Origin of the sequence: Mycobacteroides sp. H003, assembly GCF_001440135.1 — a bacterium.
Classification (GTDB): Bacteria; Actinomycetota; Actinomycetes; order Mycobacteriales; family Mycobacteriaceae; genus Mycobacterium; species Mycobacterium gwanakae.
This window is the reverse complement of sequence record NZ_LJYL01000010.1, coordinates 197,760-218,469: the sequence shown is the minus strand read 5'-3', so window position 1 is coordinate 218,469 and position 20,710 is coordinate 197,760. Positions and strand designations below refer to the sequence as shown.

General features: G+C 65.8%; 23 protein-coding genes. 18 read left to right on the top strand and 5 right to left on the bottom strand.

What is annotated here, in order from left to right; genetic code table 11:
* Positions 1 to 11: 11 nt before the first annotated feature.
* The 7 genes from AOT87_RS06945 (at position 12) to AOT87_RS06915 (ending at position 8,455) form a co-directional block, all read left to right on the top strand.
* A complete protein-coding gene (locus AOT87_RS06945) occupies positions 12 to 1,367 on the top strand; it encodes a replication-associated recombination protein A (protein ID WP_044103938.1) in 1,356 nt (451 codons plus the stop codon).
* A gap of 78 nt (positions 1,368 to 1,445) precedes the next feature.
* Complete coding sequence (locus tag AOT87_RS06940) at positions 1,446 to 1,769, top strand: hypothetical protein (protein WP_057967951.1); 324 nt, start codon at positions 1,446 to 1,448, stop codon at positions 1,767 to 1,769.
* Positions 1,770 to 1,964: 195 nt separating this feature from the next.
* Positions 1,965 to 4,652: an alanine--tRNA ligase gene (gene alaS / locus AOT87_RS06935; RefSeq protein WP_057967952.1), complete on the top strand. Its 2,688-nt coding sequence runs from the start codon at positions 1,965 to 1,967 to the stop codon at positions 4,650 to 4,652.
* Between the two features lie 5 nt (positions 4,653 to 4,657).
* A complete protein-coding gene (gene ruvX / locus AOT87_RS06930; protein ID WP_057967953.1) occupies positions 4,658 to 5,158 on the top strand; it encodes a Holliday junction resolvase RuvX in 501 nt (166 codons plus the stop codon).
* Positions 5,155 to 6,441: an endolytic transglycosylase MltG gene (gene mltG / locus AOT87_RS06925; RefSeq protein ID WP_057965971.1), complete on the top strand. Its 1,287-nt coding sequence runs from the start codon at positions 5,155 to 5,157 to the stop codon at positions 6,439 to 6,441. The genes ruvX and mltG overlap by 4 nt, the downstream gene beginning before the upstream one ends.
* An 18-nt stretch (positions 6,442 to 6,459) precedes the next feature.
* A complete protein-coding gene (locus tag AOT87_RS06920) occupies positions 6,460 to 7,278 on the top strand; it encodes a shikimate dehydrogenase (protein WP_081343296.1) in 819 nt (272 codons plus the stop codon).
* 163 nt (positions 7,279 to 7,441) lie between these two features.
* Positions 7,442 to 8,455 carry a diiron oxygenase gene (locus AOT87_RS06915; RefSeq protein WP_030093569.1) on the top strand — a complete coding sequence of 338 codons (1,014 nt, stop codon included), beginning with the start codon at positions 7,442 to 7,444 and terminating at the stop codon, positions 8,453 to 8,455.
* Here the strand turns inward: AOT87_RS06915 and AOT87_RS06910 are convergent.
* Positions 8,438 to 9,157: a TetR/AcrR family transcriptional regulator gene (locus AOT87_RS06910; protein WP_030093568.1), complete on the bottom strand. Its 720-nt coding sequence runs from the start codon at positions 9,155 to 9,157 to the stop codon at positions 8,438 to 8,440. The two genes, AOT87_RS06915 and AOT87_RS06910, sit on opposite strands and share 18 nt — an antisense overlap.
* 9 nt (positions 9,158 to 9,166) lie before the next feature.
* Positions 9,167 to 9,955, bottom strand: coding sequence for a methyltransferase domain-containing protein (locus AOT87_RS06905; protein WP_057967954.1), 789 nt, complete (start codon positions 9,953 to 9,955; stop codon positions 9,167 to 9,169).
* A 37-nt stretch (positions 9,956 to 9,992) separates the two neighbouring features.
* On the opposite strand from AOT87_RS06905, the gene AOT87_RS06900 reads away from it, so the two are divergent.
* The 5 genes from AOT87_RS06900 (at position 9,993) to aroQ (ending at position 13,915) form a co-directional block, all read left to right on the top strand.
* Complete coding sequence (locus AOT87_RS06900) at positions 9,993 to 10,433, top strand: A24 family peptidase (RefSeq protein ID WP_057967955.1); 441 nt, start codon at positions 9,993 to 9,995, stop codon at positions 10,431 to 10,433.
* Between the two features lie 66 nt (positions 10,434 to 10,499).
* A complete protein-coding gene (aroC, locus tag AOT87_RS06895) occupies positions 10,500 to 11,738 on the top strand; it encodes a chorismate synthase (RefSeq protein WP_030093565.1) in 1,239 nt (412 codons plus the stop codon).
* On the top strand, positions 11,735 to 12,382 hold the full coding sequence (locus tag AOT87_RS06890; RefSeq protein ID WP_030093564.1) for a shikimate kinase: 648 nt from the start codon (positions 11,735 to 11,737) through the stop codon (positions 12,380 to 12,382). Before aroC ends, AOT87_RS06890 begins: the two co-directional genes overlap by 4 nt.
* A complete protein-coding gene (aroB, locus tag AOT87_RS06885; RefSeq protein ID WP_030093563.1) occupies positions 12,375 to 13,484 on the top strand; it encodes a 3-dehydroquinate synthase in 1,110 nt (369 codons plus the stop codon). The genes AOT87_RS06890 and aroB overlap by 8 nt, the downstream gene beginning before the upstream one ends.
* Entirely contained in the window at positions 13,481 to 13,915 is a 435-nt protein-coding gene (gene aroQ / locus AOT87_RS06880) for a type II 3-dehydroquinate dehydratase (RefSeq protein ID WP_030093562.1), read from the top strand. The genes aroB and aroQ overlap by 4 nt, the downstream gene beginning before the upstream one ends.
* Here the strand turns inward: aroQ and AOT87_RS06875 are convergent.
* The gene (locus AOT87_RS06875; protein WP_193601824.1) at positions 13,888 to 14,412 is read right to left on the bottom strand and encodes a B-4DMT family transporter; all 525 of its coding nucleotides are present in this window, start codon (positions 14,410 to 14,412) and stop codon (positions 13,888 to 13,890) included. The genes aroQ and AOT87_RS06875 overlap by 28 nt on opposite strands.
* Positions 14,413 to 14,444: 32 nt before the next feature.
* Between AOT87_RS06875 and AOT87_RS06870 the strand changes: the two genes are divergently transcribed.
* The 3 genes from AOT87_RS06870 to nusB are packed head-to-tail and all read left to right on the top strand — an operon-like array spanning position 14,445 to position 16,623.
* Positions 14,445 to 15,545 (top strand): Xaa-Pro peptidase family protein, encoded by a 1,101-nt coding sequence (locus tag AOT87_RS06870; RefSeq protein ID WP_030093560.1) that lies wholly within the window; start codon positions 14,445 to 14,447, stop codon positions 15,543 to 15,545.
* Between the two features lie 36 nt (positions 15,546 to 15,581).
* Positions 15,582 to 16,145, top strand: a complete 564-nt coding sequence (gene efp, locus AOT87_RS06865; RefSeq protein ID WP_030093559.1) for an elongation factor P — start codon at positions 15,582 to 15,584, stop codon at positions 16,143 to 16,145.
* Positions 16,138 to 16,623 (top strand): transcription antitermination factor NusB, encoded by a 486-nt coding sequence (gene nusB, locus AOT87_RS06860; RefSeq protein WP_044103937.1) that lies wholly within the window; start codon positions 16,138 to 16,140, stop codon positions 16,621 to 16,623. The genes efp and nusB overlap by 8 nt, the downstream gene beginning before the upstream one ends.
* Position 16,624: 1 nt before the next feature.
* Here nusB and AOT87_RS06855 read toward each other — a convergent pair whose 3' ends face one another.
* Positions 16,625 to 17,053: a nitroreductase family deazaflavin-dependent oxidoreductase gene (locus AOT87_RS06855; protein WP_030093557.1), complete on the bottom strand. Its 429-nt coding sequence runs from the start codon at positions 17,051 to 17,053 to the stop codon at positions 16,625 to 16,627.
* A 144-nt stretch (positions 17,054 to 17,197) separates the two neighbouring features.
* Between AOT87_RS06855 and AOT87_RS06850 the strand changes: the two genes are divergently transcribed.
* From AOT87_RS06850 to AOT87_RS06840, 3 genes are read left to right on the top strand one after another with little or no spacing between them, the layout of a single operon-like run.
* A complete protein-coding gene (locus tag AOT87_RS06850) occupies positions 17,198 to 18,124 on the top strand; it encodes a DUF4259 domain-containing protein (RefSeq protein WP_052399389.1) in 927 nt (308 codons plus the stop codon).
* Positions 18,117 to 18,665, top strand: a complete 549-nt coding sequence (locus tag AOT87_RS06845; RefSeq protein ID WP_030093555.1) for a hypothetical protein — start codon at positions 18,117 to 18,119, stop codon at positions 18,663 to 18,665. The genes AOT87_RS06850 and AOT87_RS06845 overlap by 8 nt, the downstream gene beginning before the upstream one ends.
* Before the next feature lie 50 nt (positions 18,666 to 18,715).
* On the top strand, positions 18,716 to 19,399 hold the full coding sequence (locus tag AOT87_RS06840; protein ID WP_030093554.1) for a class I SAM-dependent methyltransferase: 684 nt from the start codon (positions 18,716 to 18,718) through the stop codon (positions 19,397 to 19,399).
* Positions 19,400 to 19,407: 8 nt separating this feature from the next.
* Here the strand turns inward: AOT87_RS06840 and AOT87_RS06835 are convergent, their stop codons facing one another.
* Positions 19,408 to 20,628 carry a serine hydrolase domain-containing protein gene (locus AOT87_RS06835; protein WP_030093553.1) on the bottom strand — a complete coding sequence of 407 codons (1,221 nt, stop codon included), beginning with the start codon at positions 20,626 to 20,628 and terminating at the stop codon, positions 19,408 to 19,410.
* Between the last annotated feature and the right edge of the window lie 82 nt (positions 20,629 to 20,710).

Genomic DNA, 20,710 nt, shown 5'->3' with positions numbered 1-20,710 from the left:
AAGCCTGAGACGTGTCAGACAGCCTGTTCGACGTGCCCGGGGGCGCTTTCGAGTCGGCCCCGGCGGACGCCGGGGTGCCGCCCAACGCGCCCCTGGCTGTCCGAATGCGTCCCGCCACGCTCGATGAAGTGGTGGGGCAGGGGCACCTGCTCAAACAGGGTTCGCCGTTGCGCCGCCTTGTCGACGGCTCGGGTGCGGCCTCGGTCATCCTGTACGGACCTCCGGGCACGGGGAAAACCACTCTCGCATCCTTGATTTCGGGTGCCACCGGGCGCCGGTTCGAGGCGTTGTCCGCTTTGTCCGCCGGCGTCAAAGAGGTGCGGGCCGTCATCGATGATGCACGCCGCGCGGCCGTTCACGGCCGCCAGACGGTGCTCTTCATCGACGAGGTGCACCGGTTCTCCAAGACGCAACAAGACGCTCTGCTTGCGGCCGTGGAGAACCGGGTGGTGCTGTTGGTGGCCGCTACCACCGAGAATCCCTCCTTCTCCGTGGTGGCGCCGCTGCTGTCGCGCTCGCTGATCCTTCAGCTGCAGCCATTGGGCGACAACGATATTCGGGAAGTGCTTACGCGTGCGATCGCCGATGAACGTGGACTCGGCGGCGTGGTGGCCGTCGATCCCGAGGCGCTGAGTCTGCTGGCGCAACTCGCCGCGGGCGACGCACGACGCGCGCTGACTGCGCTGGAGGTCGCCGCGGAGACCGCGGGAGGAGCGGGCGGCACCGTGACCGTCGAGGTGGTAGAGCAGTCGGTGGACCGCGCTGCCGTGCGCTACGACCGCGACGGCGATCAGCATTACGACGTGGTGAGTGCCTTCATCAAATCCATCCGCGGGTCAGACGTGGATGCCGCGCTGCACTATCTGGCGCGGATGCTGATCGCGGGGGAGGACCCACGCTTTATCGCCCGGCGACTGATGATCCTGGCCAGCGAGGACGTCGGGATGGCCGATCCCACCGCATTGCCGGTGGCGGTGGCGGCGGCCCAGACGGTCCAGCTGATCGGGATGCCGGAGGCGCAGCTGACATTGACTCACGCCACCATTCACCTCGCAACCGCGCCCAAGTCGGGTGCGGTGCCCGCGGCGCTGGGGGCGGCTATGGGTGACATCCGCGCGGGCAAGGCCGGGCTGGTGCCGCCTCATCTGCGTGACGGCCATTACAGCGGGGCGGCCAAACTCGGCAACGCCGTCGGCTACGTGTACCCGCATAACGACCGCGACGGGGTGGTGGCACAGCAGTATCCGCCCGATGAGTTGGTCGGCACCGATTACTACCAGCCCACCGATCACGGCACCGAGCGTGACATCGGATCGCGGCTGGACAAGCTGCGCGCCATCATCCGGCGTGGGCTGAAAAGGCCCTGAGTTCTGATCGAGTGTGCGGATTCTGTCGGTTCTGGCCAGAAAACCGACACAAATCGCACACTCGGCATACTGAACGGCATGGCGTTACGTATGCGGGTGGCCGCGGGCGGACTACTGGCATCGCTCGCTGTGATGGCAGCGCCCGCCGTGGCGTGGGCAGACCCGGAACCCGAACCGGGCCCCGAGCCAATCCTCGAAGATCCAGGCCCGCCGCCACCCACACCGGTTGACCCATGGGTGGAGCAGTACGGCCGCGACGTGGGCGCGGGCGCCGCCGGTAATGCCGCCGAGGCAGGAGCCGGCATCCTGTTGAGCCCGTTCCTGGGACCGTTCACCGGGCTGGCAACCGCGCCGATCGGCGGAGCCGTCGACAGCTCGATCCGCGACGCTCCGTACGGCTAGAGCCGGACCGCGATTGCTGTGAGGCAAGCCGGAGCCCGTCTGTCCATGTGAAGGGACTGTTTGCGGTTAGCTCGGTGAATTGTGACGGAGCAGATACCTGGTGGCGGCCCCTGGTGACCTTGGCGTATACCGGCGGTAGGTGGACACACCGGTAGGGTGGTCCGGTCAGATTCCCCAGCTACACGCAAGGACGACATGCAGACACACGAGATCCGGAAGCGATTCCTGGACCACTTCGTGAAGGCCGGTCACACCGAGGTACCGAGCGCTTCGGTGATCCTCGACGACCCCAACCTGCTGTTCGTCAACGCCGGCATGGTCCAGTTCGTGCCGTTCTTCCTGGGGCAGCGCACGCCGCCGTACAACACGGCCACCAGTGTCCAGAAGTGCATTCGCACCCCGGACATCGATGAGGTGGGCATCACCACCCGTCACAACACGTTCTTCCAGATGGCCGGGAACTTCTCCTTCGGCGACTACTTCAAGAGCGAGGCGATCCGGCTTGCCTGGACGCTGTTGACCAACCCACTGTCCGAAGGTGGTTACGGCTTCGACCCGGAGAGGCTGTGGGCCACCGTCTATCTCGACGACGACGAGGCCATCGGGCTGTGGCAGGACATCGCCGGGCTGCCGCTGGACCGGATCCAGCGCCGCGGCATGGCCGACAACTACTGGTCCATGGGCATCCCCGGCCCCTGCGGTCCGTGCTCAGAGATCTACTACGACCGCGGCCCCGAGTACGGCATCGAAGGCGGCCCGGAGGCCAACGAGGACCGCTACATCGAGATCTGGAATCTCGTGTTCATGCAGAACGAGCGCGGCGAGGGAACCTCCAAGACCGACTTCGAGATACTCGGCCCGCTGCCGCGCCAGAACATCGACACCGGCATGGGTGTCGAGCGCATCGCGTGTCTGCTGCAGGGTGTCGACAACGTCTACGAGACCGACCTGGTGCGCCCGGTCATCGACTGTGTGGCAGCGGTTGCCCCGCGCGGGTACGGGCAGGGCAGTCATGAGGACGACGTGCGCTACCGCGTCATCGGCGACCACGCCCGCACGGCGGCGATCATCATCGGCGACGGGGTCAGCCCCGGCAATGAAGGCCGCGGCTATGTGCTGCGCCGCCTGCTGCGCCGGATCATCCGCTCCACCAAGTTGCTTGGCGTCGAAAAGCCCATGATGGGTGAGCTGATGGCCGTGGTGCGTGACGAGATGGGCCCCTCGTACCCCGAGCTGGTAACCGACTTCGAACGCATCAGCAGAATCGCCGTTGCCGAGGAGACCGCGTTCAACCGGACCCTGGCCTCCGGTTCGAAGCTGTTCGAGGATGCCGCGGACAAGACGAAAACGGCAGGAAAAAGCACGCTTTCGGGTAGCGACGCGTTCACCCTGCACGACACCTACGGATTCCCCATCGAGCTCACCCTCGAAATGGCCGCCGAGGCCGGGCTTTCGGTGGACGAGAACGGCTTCCGTGAGCTGATGAACGAGCAGCGGCAGCGTGCCAAGGCCGATGCCGCCGCACGCAAGCATGCCCACGCGGACCTGACGGCATACCGCGAACTCGTGGACGCGGGCCCCACGGAATTCACCGGGTTCGACGAATTGGATTCGCAGGCCACGATTCTGGGCATCTTTGTCGACGGCGCCCGGGTGCCGGTCGCCTCGGCGGGCGCCGAGGCGGAAATCGTATTGGACCGCACCCCGCTCTACGCGGAATCGGGTGGCCAGATCGCCGACGTCGGATCCATTCGCGGCGACGGGACCAACGCAACATCGCAGGCGAAGGTCTCCGATGTTCAGAAGATCGCCAAAACCCTCTTCGTGCACAAGGTCACGGTGGAATCCGGTGAGTTCGTCGAGGGTGATCAGGTGGTGGCCTCGGTGGATCCGCAGTGGCGCCACGGCGCCACTCAGGGCCACTCGGGCACGCACATGGTGCACGCCGCGCTGCGGCAAGTACTGGGGCCCAATGCCGTTCAGGCGGGCTCGCTGAACCGGCCCGGATACCTGCGTTTCGACTTCAGCTGGCAGGGAGCGCTCTCGGAGGCGCAGCGGCAAGAGGTCGAGGACGTCGCCAACAAGGCGGTCGAGGCCAACTACCCCGTCAACACCTTCATCACCGATCTGGACAAGGCCAAGGCCATGGGCGCGATGGCGCTGTTCGGTGAGAACTACGGGGACAACGTGCGCGTTGTCGACATCGGCGGCCCGTTCTCGCTCGAATTGTGCGGTGGCACGCACGTGGCCAGCTCCTCCCAGATCGGACCCGTGACGCTGCTGGGAGAGTCTTCGGTGGGCTCGGGTGTGCGCCGGGTGGAGGCCTATGTCGGCCTGGACGCGTTCCGGTACCTCTCGAAGGAACGTGCCTTGATGGCTGCGCTGTCCTCAAGCCTGAAGGTGCCCTCCGAGGAGGTTCCCGGCCGGGTCGCCACTTTGGTGGAGCGCCTGAAGGTGGCCGAAAAGGAGCTGGAGCAAACACGTTTGGCCTCGGTGAAGGCCTCCATCTCGACATTGGTGGACAACGCGGAACGCCTGAGCACGTCGGCCGGCACCGTCACCGTGGTGGCGCATCGGCTGCCCGACGGCACCGGCGCCGGTGACCTGCGCAGCCTGATCGGAGACATTCGGGGTCGGCTCGGCAGTGACCCCGCGGTGGTCGCGCTGATCGCGGCGGGCGAGGGCTCGGTGCCCTTCGTGGTGTCGGTCAACCAGGCCGCACAAGACGCGGGGCTGCGTGCCAACGACCTCGTGGGTGCCATCGGATCGGCCGTGGACGGTCGAGGCGGCGGTAAGTCCGACACGGCACAGGGTTCCGGTAAGGACCCCTCCGGTATTGACGCGGCACTGCGGTCGCTGCGTGAACAGATCCGCCAGGCCTGAACCGAGTGCCCGATAGCGAAGCTCCTGCCCCTGATCGTCCAGGCCCGGATGATCCGGGCCGAGGCCGTCGTCTCGGCGTGGATGTAGGCACCGTCAGAATCGGGGTCGCATCGTGCGACCCCGACGGAATTCTTGCCACCCCGGTCGAAACGATCGCGCGGGATAACAAGGAAGACAGTGATTTTCGCCGAATCGTGGAATTGGTCGAGGAGCTGAGCGTGGTAGAGGTCGTTGTCGGCCTGCCACGTAACCTGCGCGAAGGTACGGGGGCCTCGGCGCGCGATGCCGCCGGGTTCGCCCGCGAGCTGAGTGAGCGAATCGCGCCCGTGCCGGTGCGCTTAGTAGACGAGCGTTTCACTACTACTACCGCCCAGCGTTCCCTGCGTGAGGCAGGAGTACGGTCTCGTCAGCAGCGCGGCATCATCGACCAGGCGGCAGCGGTGGCCATTCTGCAGGATTGGCTTGAGCAGCGTCGCCGGTGCGGCAGTGAAGGGGGCACGCGTTGAGCGACTGGCGCGATTGGGACGATCGCCAGGAGCCCGACGACGACTGGGGAGGCGGTCGCCGGGCCGTCCCGGTGGCGGTGGGTCCGCGTCCTCGCGAGACCCGTCGCGAACGGGCGCGCCGCAGGGCTGCGGCGCGGCGTCGCCGTAACGCCGGACTGGCGGGTCTCGCGCTGGTTGTCATCATCACCGTCGCCGCCGTTGTCGGCGGAGCCAAGCTGTGGGACAGCCTCTTCGGTGCCGACGCCCCGGTCACCGATTACTCGGGCTCCGGAGTCAAGGACTTCGTGTTCGAGGTGCATCGCGGCGACACCACCAAGGTCATCGGACAGCGGCTGAAGGACGAGGGAGTGGTGGCCACTCCGAGTGCGTTCACCGATGCCGCGCAAGGCAATCAGGCCATCGCCGCGATCCAGCCCGGCTTCTACAAGCTGCGCACCAAGATTCCCGGCAAGGACGCCGTCGCGCGTCTGGCCGAACAAGACAACCGCGTCGGTCTGCTCGTCATCCCGGAGGGCCGTCAGCTCGATGACGTCTCCGCGGTGGCCAATGGCGCGGTTACCGAGGGCATCTTCACCCTCATCGCGCGTGCTTCGTGTGTGGATCTGGACGGGGACAAGCATTGCGTGGCCGCTTCGGACTTGCGGCAGGCCGCCACGACGGCATCGCAGGCCGAGCTGTCGGTCCCGCAGTGGGCGTCCAACGGAGTGAACGCCGTGCGTGACGACCACCGCCGCATCGAGGGACTGATCGCCGCCGGGCGATGGGACTTCGATCCGATGGCCGAGCCGGAGCAGATTCTGGCCTCCCTCATCCGCGAGAGCAGCGACCAGTATCAGCAGCTGGGGTTGCTGCAGGCCGATGCGGCCGGATTGTCGCCCTATGAAGTGCTGGTGGTGGCCTCGCTGCTGCAGCGAGAGGCCAAGCCGCGTGACTTCGCGAAGGTGGCGCGGGTGGTCTACAACCGGCTGGCCAAGCATCAGAAGCTGGAATTCGACTCCACGGTGAACTACCCGTTGGACCGCCAGGAAGTCGCGACCACCGATGACGACCGCGAACGCAAGACACTCTGGAATACCTATGTGTCGCAGGGGCTTCCGGCTACCCCGATTTCTTCGCCGAGCCCCGAGGCGCTTCAGGCGGCCGAGCATCCGGAGCCGGGGGACTGGCTGTACTTCGTCACGATCGACGCCGAGGGCACCACGTTGTTCACCGCCGACTACAACGAGCATTTGGCCAACATCGAGCTGGCCAAGAAGAACGGCATTCTGGACAGTGCGCGATGAGCCTCCCGGGCGTAGAGCATGAGCGCGGCTGAGGTTCGCCGCGCCGCGGTGCTCGGCTCACCGATAGGGCATTCACGCTCACCCGATCTACACCTGGCCGCCTATCGCGCGCTGGGGCTCACGGGCTGGACGTACGAACGCATCGAGTGCACGGCTGAGCAGCTGCCCGATGTGGTGGGCGGTGCCGGGCCCGATTGGGTGGGTTTCTCGGTGACGATGCCCGGCAAGTTCGCCGCCTTGGAATCGGCGTCGAGCTGCACCGAACGTGCGCGGCTGATCGGTGCCGCCAACACCCTGGTGCGTACCGATGACGGTTGGCATGGCGACAACACCGACGTCGATGGCGTATCCGGAGCACTGCGCGGTGCGGGAATCGAACCCGCGGAGCGTGCGGCGGTGATCGTCGGCGCCGGCGGTACCGCGCGGCCGGCCATCGTGGCGCTGGCGGCAATGGGTATCACGTCCCTGACGGTGGTGGCTCGGGATGCGACCCGGGCGCACGGAGCTCTGGAGCTGGCGCAGCGAGTGGGCCTGCCGGCCTCGGTGATTGGTTTCGGGGACGCCGCGCTGTCCTCGGTGTGCGCATCGTCCGGCGTGCTGGTGAGCACCGTGCCCGCGGAGGCGGCGGCACCCTATTCGGATTCCCTGGCTGCGGCTCCGGCGATTCTCGACGTTATCTATCACCCTTGGCCCACCGAGCTGGCGGCTAAGGCACACGATCGGGGATCGGCGGTCGTCGGCGGTTTGGAGATGCTGCTCAATCAGGCGTTCACCCAGGTAGAGCTGTTCACCGGGCAGCCCGCACCACGTGCGGCGATGGCCTCCGCCCTGCGCTGAGCACCCGATAACCCGGCGCTGGCGGCCGCTGGCCGCCAGGCAGATTCAGCCTCACGAGTAGAGGCGACCTGCGCGAATGAAATTTATGGGACTTTTGGTCCCATCAGATGTTGCATGGGATGCCGCGTCCCAGTAAATTGGTAGGTAATTCGAGGAGGAAGCAATGCCGCTTTACACCGTCCCCGGGCCGAGCGATTTCGACGCGGAGTACCTGCAGACACTGCACACGCTGTCCGAAGGTTCGGTGCGTCTGCACTTCGATCCCTTCACGGACATCGACTGGGATGCGCCCGATTACCAGATCGACCGCAACGACCCCCGCTGGGTGCTGAACCCGGAGCTGGACACCCTCGGCGCCACCCAGTGGTACCGGGATCTGCCCCTCGACCGTCAGATCGAGATCGGCCGCTGGCGGCTGGCCAACAGCGTCAAGGTCGGACTCGCTTTCGAGAGCATCCTGATCCGCGGCATGATGCAGTACCTCATGAAGCTGCCGAACGGCTCGCCGGAGTTCCGCTACTGCCTCCACGAGATGACCGAGGAGTGCAACCACATCCAGATGTTCCAGGAACTCGTCAACCGCATCGGTGACGATGTCCCGGGCATGCGCAAGTGGTTCCGCAGGCTCTCGCCGATTATCGGCGTAGCGGGCGGCTGGGCGCATGTGGTCCTCTTCATCGGCATCCTCGGCGGCGAAGAGCCCATCGACCACTACCAGAAGTCGTTGATCCGCAAGGACGTCGACCTGCCTCCCGCCGTCCGGCGCACCATGGAAATCCACGTGGCCGAAGAGGCGCGGCACATCTCCTTCGCCGGTGAGTTCCTGCGCGTACATATGCCGCTGATGAGTGCGCGCAAGCGCGCACTGTGCACCCTGCTGTTCCCGGTCGTCATGAAGCTGCTGGCGAACGAGATCATGATTCCGCCACGGAGCTTCGCCGCCGAGTTCGGCATCCCGCGTGAGGTTTTCAAGCAGGCCTTCTGGCGCAGCGAGCATGCGCGTCACACCCTTGCCGAGTATTTCGGAGACATGCGCAAGCTCACCGAGGACATCGGAATGCGGCCGTGGTGGGTGCGCCCGCTGTGGAAGGTGCTGCACATCGACGGGCGTCCGTCGCGGTACCGCAGCGAGCCCGACCGCTCGCCCGCGGGCACGCCGCTAGCGGTTGGCGCCTGACAATTCGGCGATAGCCGCCATCAGCTCGGTCTGCGGGTCCAGGGACACGCCCATCGAACGCCCGGCCCCGTCCAGCACGTACCAGACGTAGTTTGCCAGATCCTCGACGATCTCGGTGCGGCTGCGCACGGGGTCGGTTTCCCGCAACCATCGGGAGAGGGTTCCTTCGACCATCGTCACCACCGCGTAAGTGACCGATTCGAAGGGGCTGTAGTCGATTCCGAGTAACTCGGTGATCGGGATCAGGACCCCCCGGACACGCTGCTCCATGCGCACCTTGACCGTACTGACCGCATCGACGGCGGGATCCTCGTCGGTGGTGCCGGAGCCCATGAACTCATAGCGATGGGGGTAATCGGTCATCCAATCCAGCACCGCCCGAATGGTTCTGGTGGCAATGTCGTTGATGGAACCTCTGGTGACATCGAGCTGCGACGAAATTGTCGTATCGAAGTCCTCCATCAGATACGAACGAATGCGCCGATCGAGGTCCTCGCGTCCCTCGAACTGCCGGTACACCACAGACTTGGCCAGCTCGGCCCGCTTGGCGATCGACTGCACGGGAATCTCGGTGCCGGGCGGCGTTTCATCGAGCAGCGCGACGGCCGACTCCACGATGCGGGTCTGGCGGGCGGAGTTGTGCCGTTCCCAACGTGCCTCGTGCCCAGTGAGTGAGCGTTCCTTGGCATTGGTATCCGGCACCGCCCGATTCTATCGACCCACTTCCGGCTTGGATGCCACACAGAAGATTCGGCGGAATCCGAAGGGAGTCACCTCGCCGGAGCGCGGATAAGCCTGGCGCAGCAGCCCGGCGTACTCCGACTCGAACTCGGCGAATTCGTCGACCGACAGTGCCGACACCACGGGCCTCAGCCCGGTGCCATGCACCCATCGCAGCACCGGATCCTCGCCTGCCAGCAGGTGCACGTATGTCGTTTCCCAGGCGTCCGGAACCAAGCCGGCGGAAATGGCCAGGCGCGCATAACCTTCGGCTCCGTCCGTGCTCTCGGTTCCGCGCAGCACACCGTCCAATCGCGATAGCCAGCGTGGCGATTCGGCCACCTGGCGCATCAGCGCATGCGAGGGTGCTCCGAAGTTGCCCGGAACCTGAAAGGCCAGATATCCACCCGGATTGAGCTGCCCGGCCCATGCGGAGATGAGCTCGCGGTGCTGTGGAAGCCATTGCAAGGCCGCATTGGTGAACAGTACGTCCACGCCGTCGGCCCGGAAGTCCGCGATATCGCCTTGCTCCAGACGCAGATTGGCGGGCAGGTCAGCGGGTGCGGTGGCCAGCAGCTCGGCGGAGGAATCCAGTCCCAGCACCGATGCGCCGGGCCACCGGCGGGCCAATTCGACGGTCAAGATTCCACTGGCGCAACCCAAGTCAACGACAGTGCGCGGAGTCGAGGCTGGTATCCGGGACAGCAATTCGTAGAACGGGCGACTGCGTTCGTCTCCGAATCGGCTGTATTCCTGCGGGCTCCACAATGTCTTCGTCACTACTCCGAATCTAGCCGCGCGGCGCTACATTCCCCACATGATTTACGGGGTGGGGGCGGCGGTGCTGTGCTGGATGGCGGCGCTGTCATATTTCGACATCAGGTACCGCAGGCTGCCGAACTGGCTCACGCTGCCCGCAGCCGCCGGGATCGTCGCGGTGGCAATGCTCGACCGCAATCCACCGATGTTGGCCGGCGCGGTGGCGTTGACGATCATGTACCTGGCCGCACATCTGCTCTCGCCGCACGCGATGGGCGCAGGGGACGTGAAGCTCGCCTTCGGCACCGGGGGATTGTCGGCGGCGTTCGGAGTGGACACGTGGTTTCTGGCGGCAATCGGTGCGCCGCTGTTGACCGGCCTGATCGGTGTGCTGCTCATGGCGTGCGGGCGCCGGGGAGTTTCGGTTCCACACGGACCGTCGATGTGTCTGGCCACGGCGTTAGCGACCGGGCTGACGGTCCTCGCACCGGGCATCTGACAAAGAACTATCCACTGTCCCGATCGATTTGGAAGACCGGCCTGCCCGCATGGGACAATGGTGCACGTGTTGCGCTGGATCACGGCAGGTGAATCGCATGGACGCGCGTTGGTCGCGGTCCTGGAAGGCATGGTCGCCGGTGTCGAACTGACATCGGAGGACATCGGCAGGCAGCTGGCGCGTCGCCGCCTGGGCTACGGCCGGGGTGCGCGGATGGCTTTCGAGGCCGATCAGGTCACCGTGCTCGGCGGCGTGCGCCACGGACTGACCTTGGGCGGTCCGGTTGCCATCGAGGTCGGCAACACCGAATGGCCCAAGTGGGAGACGGTGATGTCTCCGGACCCCGTGGACCCCGCCGAGCTGGAGAACATCGCGCGTAACGCGCCGCTGACCCGGCCCCGTCCTGGGCACGCCGACTACGCAGGCATGCTCAAGTACGGATTCGATGACGCCCGCCCGGTGCTCGAGCGGGCCAGCGCGCGCGAGACCGCGGCGCGTGTGGCGGTGGGCACCCTCGCCAAGGCCTTCCTGAAGCAGGCCCTGGGAGTCGATGTCATTTCGCATGTCATCTCCATCGGCGACTCCGATCCCTACGAAGGTCCGGTACCGGGCGCCGCCGACCTGGACGCCATCGACGCCAGCCCGGTACGGGCGTTCGACGCACAAGCCGAACAGTCCATGATCACCGAGATCGAGGCCGCCAAGAAGGACGGCGACACCCTCGGCGGCGTGGTCGAGGTGGTGGTCGCCGGTCTGCCTGTCGGACTCGGCTCGTTCATCAGTGGAAACGACCGGCTGGACAGCCAACTGGCGGCGGCGATCATGGGTATCCAGGCGATCAAGGGTGTGGAGATCGGTGACGGTTTCACTACCGCGCGCCGACGCGGCAGCGCCGCACACGACGAGATTTACCCGGGTCCCGACGGCATTTTGCGCTCCACCAATCGCGCCGGTGGGCTGGAAGGTGGCATGACCAACGGTCAGCCACTGCGAGTGCGGGCGGCGATGAAGCCCATCTCCACCGTTCCGCGGGCGTTGGCGACCGTGGACATGTCCACCGGCGACGAGGCAGTCGCAATTCACCAGCGTTCCGACGTGTGTGCGGTCCCGGCCGCGGGCGTGGTCGCCGAGGCAATGGTCGCGCTGGTAGTGGCCCGTGCCGCACTGGAAAAGTTCGGTGGAGACTCACTGTCCGAGACGAAGACCAACGTCGGTGCGTACCTGGATGCGGTGGCGCTGCGGGAGCCGCGCCGAGAATCTTCCGATGAGCAGCCTGCGCGAAGAGCGGCTAACACAGCGGGATGAGCCCCAAAGCCGTCCTTGTCGGACTGCCCGGGTCGGGTAAGTCCACCATCGGCCGTCGGCTGGCAAAAGCGTTGAACGTCAACGTCTATGACACCGACATCGGCATCGAGGCACAGGCCGGCCGCACCATCGCCGACATCTTCGCCACCGACGGGGAGCCAGAATTCCGGCGTATCGAAGAATCGGTGATTCGGCAGGCGCTCGATCAGCAGGATGGGGTGGTCTCGCTCGGCGGGGGCGCCGTGCTCACTCCAGGCGTCCGGGAAGCACTTAGCGGGCACACCGTCGTGTACCTGGAAATTAGTGCCGCGGAAGGAATTCGGCGCACCGGGGGAAGTGTGGTGCGTCCGCTGCTGGCTGGGCCGGACCGTGCCGAGAAGTACCACGCCCTCATCTCGCAGCGAGTTCCGCTGTACCGAGAGGTCGCCACCATCAAGGTCAACACCGACAGGCGAAATCCCGGCGCAGTGGTCCGGACCATCGTGTCCCGGTTGGAGAACCCCGAGGCGGGCACCACAGCTTCTTCACGGCGGCGACGCCCCCGACGGCGTCCCCGATCGCGGCGCCGTACCTCCGGCACTCCCGCGGCGACCAAGAGCGATACCCCCGGAACCGACACTAAAGGAAGAGCCGACAATGACTAGCGCCGAGCCGACGACGATCACCGTCGAGGTGAACCCGCCCTACCCGGTTATCGTGGGAACGGGTCTATTGGGCGAGTTGGTGGGCGCGCTCAAAGGCTCCGACAAGGTGGCGATACTGCATCAGCCCACCCTCGCGGCCACCGCCGAGGAAATTCGGAAGACCCTGGCCGACACCGGAATCGATGCGCATCGGGTCGAGATTCCCGACGCCGAGGCAGGTAAGGATCTGGCCGTGCTTGGATTCATCTGGGAGGTACTCGGCCGCATCGGCATAGGGCGCAAAGACGCCGTCGTCAGCCTGGGGGGAGGGGCCGCCACCGATACCGCCGGTTTCGCCGCCGCCACGTGGTTGCGCGGCGTGAAGGTGGTGCACGTACCCACCACGCTGCTCGCGATGGTCGATGCCGCGGTCGGCGGCAAGACGGGCATCAACACCGAGGCGGGCAAGAACCTCGTCGGCGCATTTCACCAGCCGGGGGCGGTGCTGGTGGACCTGGCGACCCTCGACTCGTTGCCGCGCAACGAAATCGTCGCAGGTATGGCCGAAGTGGTGAAGGCAGGATTCATCGCCGATCCGGTCATCCTCGAGCTCATCGAGGCCGACCCGGAGGCTGCGATCGATCCGTCCAAGCCGGTGTTGCGCGAGCTCATCGAACGCTCCATCGCGGTCAAGGCCAAGGTGGTGGCCGCCGACGAGAAGGAAGCCGAGCTACGCGAGATCCTCAACTACGGCCACACCCTCGGTCATGCGATCGAGCGGCGCGAGCGGTACCGGTGGCGCCACGGTGCCGCCGTGTCGGTCGGTCTGGTGTTCGCAGCCGAACTGGGGCGCTTGGCCGGACGTCTGGACGACGAGACCGCCGATCGCCACGCGCGAGTGCTCTCGGCGCTCGGGCTGCCGACACGTTACGACGCCGACGCGCTGGGACAGCTCGTCGAATCGATGCAGGGCGATAAGAAGACCCGCTCGGGCATACTGCGATTCGTGGTGCTTGACGGGTTGGCCAAGCCGGGACGACTGGAAGGCCCCGACCCGTCACTGCTGGCCGCCGCGTACTCGGTGGTGGCAGGGCCGACCACTGGTGAGGGAGTGATGTTGTGACGATCCAGGTTCTCAACGGCCCAAATCTCGGCCGTCTCGGTAAACGGGAGGCCGCCGTCTACGGCAGTGTCACCTACGAGGAGCTGGTGTCACTCGTTGGGTCCGAAGCGGACTCGTTGGGTGTGGATGTCCAGGTGCGCCAGACCGACAGCGAAGCCGAATTGCTCGGCTGGATTCACGATGCCGCGGACGCCAAGGATCCGGTGATCCTGAATGCGGGCGCGTTCACCCACACGTCGGTTGCGCTACGGGATGCGTGTGCCGAATTGACGGCCGGATTGATCGAGGTGCACATCTCGAATGTGTATGCACGCGAGGAGTTTCGGCACAAGTCGTACCTAAGTGCGTTGGCCACCGGGGTGATTGTGGGGCTCGGCGTGCAGGGATACCTGCTGGCGCTGCGCTACTTCGTGACGTCCACTTCGTCCTGAACCGCCTGGAACACGTCGGTATCCGACTGCTGTAGCGCGGCGTGCTCCTTTTCCTTGCGGTCCACTAGCAGTCGGCCCGCGAATACGCCGACCATGGCGGGTCCGAACACCAGCAGCGCCACGAATGCCGCGGTGGTGGTGAGCTCGGCCAGGACGCCCGCCGCGTAGATTCCCTCGTTGAACAGGCTGATCAGCCAGATCACCAGGCCGCTGACCGCTCCGGCGAAGATGCCGCCCAGCAGCCACCACATGGCCAGATCTTCACGGCGGTCCGGATCGGGGTTGCGCCGGGCATCGCCGCGGCCGTCGGTGACCGCCCAGACCACCACCGCCGCGACGAACACCAGAACCAGCGTGATGTTGATGAGGGTGCCGTGGGTCTCCCAAACGCTGATGGCCAGACCCTGTATCACGCGGATCAGCACCATAAAGACGGCGAAGACGGCGCCACGGGTAAGCCATTGCGCGGTCATGGAACGTGTTCCAGCTTCGGGCATGGGCCCAGCGTATCGCGGTAGCGTCGACACCTATGACGACCGTCCTCAGCCATATCGATCGCCGGGAACGACTGCGCGAGGGTCTGCGCGCCGGCGGACTCGATGCGCTTCTGATCACCGACCTGGTCAACATTCGCTATCTGACGGGTTTCACGGGGTCCGCCGCCGCACTATGGGTGGCCGCGAGCGACGGAGCGGATGAGAAGGCGACCGTGTTGTGCACCGATGGCCGCTACCGCACCCAAGCCGCCGCGCAGGTTCCGGATCTGCGTGCACTGATCGACCGTGGCTACGGCGCGGCGCTGATCGCGTCGGCCGCCGCCGGGCGCGCAGGATTCGAAAGCCACGTGGTCACCGTCGACGGATTCGACAAATTGAGCGCGGCGGCCGGACACGTCGAGTTGGTCCGGGCCCCGAACCGGGTGGAGAAACTCCGGGAAGTGAAGGACGAATCCGAGGTACTCCTCCTCGAAAGAGCCTGCGCTGCAGCAGATACCGCGTTATCTGCCTTGATCGAGACGGGCGGGATCCGGCCTGGGCGCACCGAGCGTGATGTCGCCCGCGACCTGGAGAACCTCATGTGTGAACACGGAGCCGACGGCGCGTCGTTCGAGACCATCGTCGCGGCCGGCCCGCATTCGGCGATACCGCACCACCGACCCACCGACGCGGTGCTGGCCACCGGCGACTTCGTAAAGATCGACTTCGGTGCACTGGTCGCCGGATATCACTCGGACATGACCCGCACCCTGGTGCTGGGATCGGTGTCGCCGTGGCAGCAGGAGATCTACGAACTGGTGCTGGTCGCACAGGCGGCCGGGCGGGAGGCCCTGGCACCCGGAGCATCGCTGAAGGGTGTGGACGCCGCGGCCCGCGATGTCATCGCCGCCGCCGGATACGGACAGAACTTCGGTCACGGTCTCGGCCACGGTGTGGGGTTGCAGATCCACGAAGCACCGGGTATCGGTGCCGGCGCCACCGGTACACTGCTTGCTGGCTCGGCGGTGACAGTCGAGCCAGGGGTCTACCTGCCCGACCGGGGCGGAGTCCGGATCGAGGACACGCTCGTGGTGCGGCCCGACGGGCCGGAGCTATTGACCCGGTTCCCCAAGGAACTCACCGTCATTAATTGAGTAGTACTGAACAGTTACGCAAGGAGATAGACGACTGTGGCTTCAACCGCCGATTTCAAGAACGGCCTGGTGCTCAACATCGATGGTCAGCTGTGGCAGATCACCGAGTTCCAGCACGTGAAGCCCGGTAAGGGACCGGCGTTCGTGCGCACCAAGCTCAAGAACGTGCTGTCGGGCAAGGTCGTCGACAAGACCTTCAACGCGGGCGTGAAGGTCGAGACCGCGACCGTCGACCGGCGCGACACCACCTACCTGTACCGCGACGGCGACTCGTTCGTGTTCATGGACAGCCAGGATTACGAACAGCATCACCTCACTCCCGAACTGGTCGGCGACGCACACCGGTTCCTGCTGGAGAGCATGACCGTGCAGGTCGCGTTCAACGAGGGCGCGCCGCTGTACATCGAGCTGCCGGTGTCGGTCGAGCTGGTGGTGACGCACACCGAGCCGGGCCTGCAGGGTGATCGTTCCAGTGCGGGCACCAAGCCGGCGACGATGGAAACCGGCGCCGAGATCCAGGTGCCGCTGTTCATCAACACCGGTGACCGCCTCAAGGTCGACACGCGCGACGCCAGCTACCTCGGCCGCGTGAATGGCTGATAGCGGTTCGACCGGCCGCGCCTCCGCCAAGGGCGGCCGCCGCAAGGCGCGTAAGCGGGCAGTGGACCTGCTGTTCGAGGCCGAGGCGCGGGATATGACGGCAGCCGCCGTGGCCGATGAGCGTCGCGGCCTGGCGGAGGCGAAGCCCGACGTGGAGCCGCTGAACCCCTACACGGTGACGGTCGCGCACGGCGTCACCGAGCACGCCACGCACATCGACGAGCTGATCTCCTCGCATCTGCAGGGATGGACGCTGGCCAGGCTGCCCGCGGTGGACCGCGCGATCATGCGCGTCGCGGTGTGGGAGCTGCTCCATGCCGAGGACGTGCCCGAGGTGGTGGCCGTCGACGAAGCGGTCGAACTGGCCAAGCAGCTTTCCACCGATGAGTCACCGGCGTTCGTGAACGGCGTGCTGGGTCAGCTCATGCTGGTGACCCCGCACATCCGGGGTGGCTCGGCTTCCGGCTCCGCGGAATAGGTCAGTCGAGGCGTATCTCGAACACGGGGATCACCCGGTCCGTGAGGGTCTCGTACTCGGCGAATCCGGGTGCGCGCTGTTTGACGATCTCGAACACTCGATCACGTTCGGCGCGGGGGAGTTCGACGGCCGTGGCCTTTGTTTTCGGGTTGGCGCCGATCTCCACGGCGACAGCGGGGTTGGCGCGCAGGTTCGCCACCCAGGCGGGATTCTTCGGTCTTCCCGCCGACGAACCGACGATGTAGGCCTTGCCGTCGATATCGAAGTAGGCCAACGGGTTCACGCGTTCGGCGCCCGATTTGGCTCCAGTGCTCGTCAAGAGCATGAGCGGAAAACCCTCGAATTGGCCGCCGACCTTGCCGCCGTTGGCGCGGAACTCGGCGATGTTGGCCTCGTTGAATGACTGCTCGCTGCCCGATGGTTCGGTCATGGTCGCCTCGATTCTCTCGGTGATGCCGCGAGCCTATCGGCCGGTCCTGAGTGTGATCCGGATAGCAACATAGACAATAGGCGCGCGCCTCGGCTCAAGTACGTTGAGATGCGCTAGGTGGGGTGTTCTGCCACTATTAGCTGCGTGGGAGCCTGGGGTGCTGGACCGTTTGACAACGATGACGCTGCTGACTTCTTGGGCGATCTCAGGCAGGGCGACGATATCGAGCTTCAACTGGCACGATGTCTGCGTCTGGCGAATGCTGACTACCTAGAGGCGCCGGAGGGGTCGGCGGTGGTCGCTGCCGCTGCGGTGATTGCCCTGCGATGTTCGGGCGAGGTCGATGCGGGCGCGGAGCGGTGGTCGGAAGCGGTGGCCGACATCGCCATAAAGCAAACCCAGGCATATGCGCTTGCGGTCCTGGCGCTCGGCGCGATCGCCCGGGTGCAGGCTCCGGGCAGTGAGCTCGCCGATCTGTGGACCGATGCGGATCCCGCTGAGTGGGTGGCTGAGGTGGCGGCTATCGAGCGTTCACTGCGCGGTGTCGAGGGGGATGGGTACCAGGACTGGGCCCCGTATCCGGACCTCACCAACGCCGCGACCGTCGGACTCCGGGACCCGAAGGTGGCGCTCGACGCGCTGCGAGCGGTGGTCGACATCTCGGAGGTGTCTGCATTCGTTCTGGATCGTGAACCAGCTGAGCAGTCGGAAGGTCTGTGGCAGGAGGTGGCGCTGACCGACGGCCGCAGGCTTGTGATGTGGCACGGCGAGGACAAGTCCGGACTGCTCGGCTCCTCCGAGTTCACTTCATCGATCCGTGTGATTCCGCTGGGCGCGATCACCGACCGTCAGCTGAAGACGACGTATCAACAGCTTGGTACGGAGCGCTCGCTGCTCGCCGTCGAATTGTGGCTCTCGACGGTGACTCCGGAAAAGAGTCGTGCGGTCTCCATCTCGGAAACCGAATGGGAAGTGCAGGATTTCTACTTCGCCAAGTCGATCGTGGACGGCGGTCTCGCGCAGATGGAACGGCTTCTTCAATTCGGACGGGTGGTGGCACAACGTGTTTGACAGAGATGCCGACTGGGCAGCCATCCCGCATTTGGGTGCTGCGATTGGAGTTTTCACGCCGCATGCCTGGATGGCGATCGATCAACTACGCCGGGTGGTCGACGTAGCGCAGGTGGGCACCTTCCTGCTGAACCGAGGCTGCGAGCACGGGGCGTGGGGTGAGAAGTGGTGGTACGAGATTGCGCTGATCGACAGTGGGCGGCTGATTCTGTGGTTCGTCAGGGAGGGGCACTGCGCGGGGCATGACGAGCGGCCCCCGCATCCCACGGTATCGGTGACCCTGCGCACCATCCCGCTGTCCGAAATCACCGATAAGTCCCTGAAGGTCGACTACGACGTCGCGCCGGACGGCGCCGTGACCATGACGACGGTTGACCTGACGCTCTACACCTCGACCACCACGCGTACCGTCAAGGCTTCGCTGGAGGAATACCGGCACAGCATCGAGCACTTCCAGTTCTCGAAGTACTCCAGTCATGGTGTGGCACAGATGAATCGACTCATCGATTTCGCGCACGCGGTGTCCCGGGAGATTCGTTGATCAAATGTCAGGTGCATTGACACGGCTGTCGGATTCGGCATCCTGGGTCCATGACCGAGAACCTGCAAGACATGTTCGAATCCTCGTATCGGGGTGAGGCGCCCGAGCAGCTCGCCGCTCGGCCGCCGTGGAGCATCGGGCAGCCGCAGCCTGAAATCCTGACGCTCATCGAGCAGGGCAAGGTGCACGGCGACGTGTTGGATGCCGGGTGTGGGGAGGCCGCGACCGCTCTGTACCTCGCCGAGCGAGGCCATGCCGCCGTCGGCCTGGACGCGGCGCCCACGGCGATCGAGCTGGCCAAGGGTTATGCGGCCGACCGCGGCCTGACCAATGTCACCTTTGACGTTGCCGACATTTCGAACTTCACGGGGTACGACGGACGCTTCGGGACGATCATCGATTCGACGCTGTTCCATTCGATGCCCGTCGCCTTGCGTGAGGGATATCAGCAGTCGATCGTGCGTGCCGCGGCACCGGGCGCCACGTACATCGTGCTGGTTTTCGACAAGGCGGGCTTCCCCCCGGACATCGACGGGCCCTATCCCGTCACCGAACCCGAGCTGCGCGCGATCGTGTCCAAGTTCTGGACCATCGACGACATCAGCCCGGCGCGGCTGTACGCCAACGGCGAGGGATTCAAGGACGGCGCGGCGCAGAGCTTCGCCGAAGTCCGCGAAGAGCCCAACGGCCGAGTCTCGATGGCGGGCTGGCTGCTACAGGCGCACCTGGACTGATCCGGCGCTCACAGTGCGGCGTAGACGGCCTGCGCGAATTGAATGTGCAACAGCTGCAGGCGCAGGGTGGATGTGCTCGCCAACGCGGCTTTGGGGTCCAGGTCGGGCATCCGCCACTGCGGCAAGAACATGAGGATCGCGTCGGCCTTCGGGTCGGCGTGCCACCATGTTCCGAACGCGCCAGGCCAGCCGAAGGTGCCGGCGCCGCCGGGGCCGAACAACGCGGCCGCATTCGGATCCAGGACGACCGACAAGCCCAGGCCGAAGCCGCGTCCGGTCCAGTACGGCAGGCCGAATGCCGGCAGTTCTCGCTGAGCGGGCGTGAGCCGGTTGGCGCGCAATGCCGCGGTGGACTCCGGGGAGAGGATGCGGACCCCGTCGGCCTCGCCGCCACCCAGCAGTGCCCGCGCAAAGGTCAGGTAGTCGCCTGCGGTACTTGCCAGCGCGCCGCCGCCACGACACAGCGCCGGGGCCGACGTGGGCATCGAGGTGAGATAGCCACGGTCGGCCGCCACAACCTGGTCGTGATCGTCGAGGCCATACAGGCGTGCCAGTCGTCCGGCCTTGTGTTCGGGAACGAAGAAGTCGGTATCCGACATGCGCAGCGGATCCAGGATTCGTTGACGCAGCAGCTCGTTGAGTGGCAGCCCGGCCGCGCGGGCGATCAGTAGCCCGAGCACATCGGTCGAATGGCTGTAGTGGAAACGCTCTCCGGGTGGGTACACCAGCGGCAGCGCGGCGATGGCCGCTATCCATGCGTCGGGCTCGCTGAATGTCGCCGTGTGCAGTGGCTGATAGGCCTTCGCGATAGGTCCGGTCGCGATGAAGTCGTAGGTCAGACCGCTGCGGTGGGTCAGCAGATCCTCCACCGTGATGGTGCGGGGCGCCCGGAACGTGTCATCCAACGGCCCACCCGGATCCTTGAGCACCCGCATGTCGGCGAACTCCGGTAGCCACGTGGTGATCGGGTCGCTCAAGCGGATCGTGCCGTCGTCGACGAGGGCCATGGCTGCCGCGCTGATGACCGGCTTGGTCATGGACGCGATGCGGAAAATGGTGTTCTCGGCCATGGACAGGCCCGCCTCGACATCGCGGTATCCGGTCGCGGCCAGGTGTTTGAGCTGCCCGCCCTGCCACACCAGCGTCACCGCTCCGGCCAGGATGCGGTCATTGACCGCCGCCCGGATCGGGGCAAGGGCGGCGTCGAAGGCTGAGTTGGGCTGGGGCATAACTCCATCCTGTCAGCCGAGGCCGGTGGGTGCCCGGATGCTAAGCTCCCTGGCGATAAGTGACATCCTTTAACGATCCGTC

Bases quoted from the DNA above. Each gene is read 5' to 3' on its own strand.
- AOT87_RS06940 (WP_057967951.1), top strand. From the start codon at position 1,446: ATGGCGTTACGTATGCGGGTGGCCGCGGGCGGACTACTGGCATCGCTC.
- alaS (WP_057967952.1), top strand. From the start codon at position 1,965: ATGCAGACACACGAGATCCGGAAGCGATTCCTGGACCACTTCGTGAAG.
- AOT87_RS06920 (WP_081343296.1), top strand. From the start codon at position 6,460: ATGAGCGCGGCTGAGGTTCGCCGCGCCGCGGTGCTCGGCTCACCGATA.
- AOT87_RS06915 (WP_030093569.1), top strand. From the start codon at position 7,442: ATGCCGCTTTACACCGTCCCCGGGCCGAGCGATTTCGACGCGGAGTAC.
- AOT87_RS06900 (WP_057967955.1), top strand. From the start codon at position 9,993: ATGATTTACGGGGTGGGGGCGGCGGTGCTGTGCTGGATGGCGGCGCTG.
- AOT87_RS06890 (WP_030093564.1), top strand. From the start codon at position 11,735: ATGAGCCCCAAAGCCGTCCTTGTCGGACTGCCCGGGTCGGGTAAGTCC.
- aroB (WP_030093563.1), top strand. From the start codon at position 12,375: ATGACTAGCGCCGAGCCGACGACGATCACCGTCGAGGTGAACCCGCCC.
- AOT87_RS06875 (WP_193601824.1), bottom strand. From the start codon at position 14,412: ATGCCCGAAGCTGGAACACGTTCCATGACCGCGCAATGGCTTACCCGT.
- AOT87_RS06870 (WP_030093560.1), top strand. From the start codon at position 14,445: ATGACGACCGTCCTCAGCCATATCGATCGCCGGGAACGACTGCGCGAG.
- nusB (WP_044103937.1), top strand. From the start codon at position 16,138: ATGGCTGATAGCGGTTCGACCGGCCGCGCCTCCGCCAAGGGCGGCCGC.
- AOT87_RS06855 (WP_030093557.1), bottom strand. From the start codon at position 17,053: ATGACCGAACCATCGGGCAGCGAGCAGTCATTCAACGAGGCCAACATC.
- AOT87_RS06840 (WP_030093554.1), top strand. From the start codon at position 18,716: ATGACCGAGAACCTGCAAGACATGTTCGAATCCTCGTATCGGGGTGAG.
- AOT87_RS06835 (WP_030093553.1), bottom strand. From the start codon at position 20,628: ATGCCCCAGCCCAACTCAGCCTTCGACGCCGCCCTTGCCCCGATCCGG.